This is a genomic window from Mesorhizobium sp. M7A.F.Ca.CA.003.01.2.1 (assembly GCF_003998945.1).
Classification (GTDB): Bacteria; Pseudomonadota; Alphaproteobacteria; order Rhizobiales; family Rhizobiaceae; genus Mesorhizobium; species Mesorhizobium ciceri.
Window position 1 is genome coordinate 1 of sequence record NZ_RZRA01000860.1, and the last position, 2,406, is coordinate 2,406.

Here is a 2,406-nt window from a genome sequence, read left to right on the forward strand (position 1 = left end):
CGCCATAACCGCACCAGGCGCCGGACGACAGGCCGGCCGTCTGCGGCGATGAAATCTCCAGGATCGTGTCTTCGCCCCTGGCCTCGCTCAGCACATGCGGCGCAAGGTTCAGCACCTTTTCGCCGATTCCCGGCCCCGGCCATGCCGGCTCCGCGACCCAGCGGCCGGGTCGCTCGTCATAGATCGCTGCCGGCCGTGCGGGATCTTGAATCCAGGCGCGCAGCATCGGCTCGTCGGCAATGCCGGTGTTTATGCCCTTGAGATATTGATCCCACCAGCGCAGGCACTCCTGCAGGAAGCCGATGCGCGGTCCCGGCATGGCGAAGTGCGGATATTTATGGCCCCAGGGTCCAATCAGCCCTTTACGGGGACCGCTTAGCTTTTCCAGCATCCGGAAGATCGGATTGGGATAACCGTCGGCCCAGCCGCCGACGGCGTAGACCGGGATTTCGACATCGGAATATTCCTCGCAGATCGAACCGTGCTTGTAGAAATCGTCGCGGCGCTGGTGTTCAAACCAGTCCTGCATCCAGATGCCATTGCCATTCAGCCGTTGTTTCCAAAGATCGCGCCAGCGGTCGCCGACAATGAGCGGGTCGGGCGGGGTCATGGCGATGGCCCAGGCGGTGGTTCCCCACATCAGATTGTCGCACATCATCGCGCCGCCGAGATAATGCACGTCGTCGTTATAGCGGTCGTCGGTCGAGCACAGCGAAACGACGGCTTTCAGCGCCGGCGGCCGGCGGGCCGCGACCTGCAGCCCGTTGAAGCCGCCCCAGCTGATGCCGATCATGCCGACGCTTCCCGAGCACCAGGATTGCCTCGCCAGCCATTCGATGACCACCAGGCAGTCATCCTGCTCCTGCTTCAGATACTCACCCTTGCACAGCCCTTCGCTGTCGCCCGAGCCGCGCATATCGACCCGCACGCCGGCATAGCCGTGACCGGCGAAATAGGGATGCGTCAGCGCATCGCGCTCCACCGTTCCGTCACGCTTGCGATAGGGCAAATATTCGAGGATCGCCGGCACGGGATCGCTCTCCGCGTCTTCCGGCAGCCAGACACGCGCCGCCAGCTTGACGCCATCCGGCATCGGAATCCACAAATTCTCGATCTCGCGGATTTTGCGCGGGAAATCGGTGACGATGCGGATATCTTGCATGGCGGCTCCTCTCAACGCCCCGGCCGACACTTGCGCCGGTGGCGATCCTTATGTGTTCAGCGGGAAATGGCAGGTTAGACGGCTGTCGCCGACCGAGGCCGGGACGGGGACATCCAGCGCGCAACGGCCCTCGGCCTGCGGGCAGCGTGTGTGAAACTCGCAGCCTGAGGGGCGCGCCAGCAAGGACGGAACGTCAGCCGGCAGCGTGATGCGCTGGTGCACCCGATCTGGATCGGGCTCGGGGTTGGCGGACAGAAGGGCCGCCGTATAGGGATGATGCGGGGCACGGAAGATCGCTTCGGTTTCGCCCTGCTCGACGAAGCGTCCGAGATACATCACCGCCATGCGGTCGGCGATCTGGCGCACGACATGCAGATTGTGGGTGATGATCAGCATCGACAGGCCCATGCGGTCGCGCAGGTCGTTGAGCAGGTTCAGCACCTCTCCCTGCACGGAGACGTCGAGGCCGGCGGTCGGCTCGTCGGCGACGACCAGCACCGGGTCCAGCGCGATCGCCCGCGCAACGCCGACGCGGCGCGCCTGGCCGCCGGATAGCTGGTGCGGGTAGCGGTCGGCGAAATCGCGCGGCAGACCGACCAGCGCAAGAAGCCGTGTGACTTCAGCGTTGAGATCGCGATCCGACAAACCGTGGATGACGAAAGGCTCCGACAGCAGCGAGCGCACGCTGAGCCGCGGCGACAGCGATCCGACCGGATCCTGGAACATCATCGGCATGCGCCGCCGCACCGGTTTCATCGCGGCGTTGGACAGGCCTTGCAGTTCCTGTCCTTCGAACACGATCGTGCCTGCTTTCACCGGCTGAAGACCGTTGAGGGTGCGCGCCAGCGTCGTCTTGCCCGAGCCGGATTCGCCGACCAGCGCGAAGGTGCTGCCTCGTTGAAGCGTGAAGCTGACGCCGGAGACCGCTTCGATTTCGGTGGCCCGCCCCGCGAGCCTGGCGGACAGGCCGCCAACCCGAAACGAGACGCGCAGGTCGCTGACACGGAGCAGGTCTTCGTTCATGCGCTCATGGCCCCCAGTGGAACGTCCGCGTGCCAGCAATGGGCGATATGAGATCCGCCGACAGGGGCGTTGGGAGGCGTCGTCAGGCATTGGGCGTCGGCGCGATCGCAGCGCGGCTGGAAGACGCAGCCGCTTGGTCGGCGGCGCAGGTCCGGCAAGGTCCCGGCAATCGTCGGCAGCCGGGGCACACGCTGCGACAGCCGGGCGGGATCGCAGGCCAG

General features: G+C 65.6%; 3 protein-coding genes. All 3 read right to left on the reverse strand.

From position 1 onward, the window contains the following. The coding region (locus EN969_RS26750; RefSeq protein ID WP_127419540.1) for a CocE/NonD family hydrolase at positions 1-1,162 on the reverse strand (1,162 nt) is incomplete at its 3' end. Between the two features lie 48 nt (positions 1,163-1,210). Further along, positions 1,211-2,185 carry an ABC transporter ATP-binding protein gene (locus EN969_RS26755; RefSeq protein ID WP_013533007.1) on the reverse strand — a complete coding sequence of 325 codons (975 nt, stop codon included), beginning with the start codon at positions 2,183-2,185 and terminating at the stop codon, positions 1,211-1,213. After that, positions 2,182-2,406, reverse strand: a 225-nt coding sequence (locus EN969_RS26760) for an oligopeptide/dipeptide ABC transporter ATP-binding protein (protein WP_348632416.1), incomplete at its 5' end; no start/stop codon positions are given. The genes EN969_RS26755 and EN969_RS26760, both read right to left, overlap by 4 nt.

Excerpts from the sequence above, each read along its gene's own strand:
- EN969_RS26755 (WP_013533007.1), bottom strand. The coding sequence starts at position 2,185 with ATGAACGAAGACCTGCTCCGTGTCAGCGACCTGCGCGTCTCGTTTCGG.